The sequence below is a fragment of the Rhizobium sp. 01T444 genome (assembly GCF_056398305.1).
The window spans coordinates 1-793 of sequence record NZ_JBFTPD010000140.1 but is presented as its reverse complement, the minus strand read 5'-3'; the positions used below and the strand labels follow the sequence as shown (position 1 = coordinate 793).

2 protein-coding genes are annotated in these 793 nt (G+C 64.2%); both read left to right on the top strand.

Going from position 1 to position 793, the window contains the following annotated elements:
- The coding region (locus AC1DTN_RS37610) for a hypothetical protein (protein ID WP_477925208.1) at nt 1-338 on the top strand (338 nt) is incomplete at its 5' end.
- Between the two features lie 215 nt (nt 339-553).
- On the top strand, nt 554-793 hold a 240-nt coding region (locus tag AC1DTN_RS37605; RefSeq protein WP_477925206.1), incomplete at its 3' end, for a hypothetical protein.

Here is a 793-nt window from a genome sequence, read left to right as displayed (position 1 = left end):
CTGCAAGCCTTCGCATCATTCACTCCGACCTGATCCTGCCAGAAATGTTCGCTCGCCTGATCGCTCTCTTCGCCTGTATCGTGTTGCTGCCCCACTGCGCTGTCGCGAGCGCGGAAGACAGCACGGCAATGGCAGACAAATATCTTGACGTCCAACTTTGCATGGAACGCACCATCGGCAAGAAGTGGCAGCAAAGATATGGCGTTGAACTGGCGCGAAATCGCTGGGGCGCCGTGGAGCCCACCGGAGACTCCATGGACACCGCGCCACAGATCGTTCGGCTCACGGACCTGCGCTGCCGCCGCGAGCGCGACCTCGAAGGCCAACCCCGGCCTTGATCGGCGCGGCGTGGAGCAGACCCTCGGCGATCGAGTCGGGTGAGCGCGCTCGGCCTGAACGTTCGCGCCATCGAACGCCATAGGGCGCGTATGGCTGGTGGCCGTTCACGCGCCCTGTCCCCCACGAATTTCCTGGGCTCTTGCCACTACCAATATTGGTAGTACCGCGATGTCACGTCAGCGCTCAAACTGCCGCCGACTCCAAAGGACATCCGATGCCATATTGCCCCCCGCCCTTCTCTTACGGTACCCCGCCCCCCCATCAAAGGCTCAGCGCGCTCGCCACCGGCACGGCAAGATGCCCGGACACGCTGGATCACGATCACCCGACCTGGGCCAACTGGGCGCTGAGCTCACCGCGGCACTGCCTCGTCACGGACCGCACACAGCTGGCCGGCAAGAACGTCCTGGTGATCGGCGGCGGCTTCTCCGGCCTTGCCACGGCCTGGGAACTG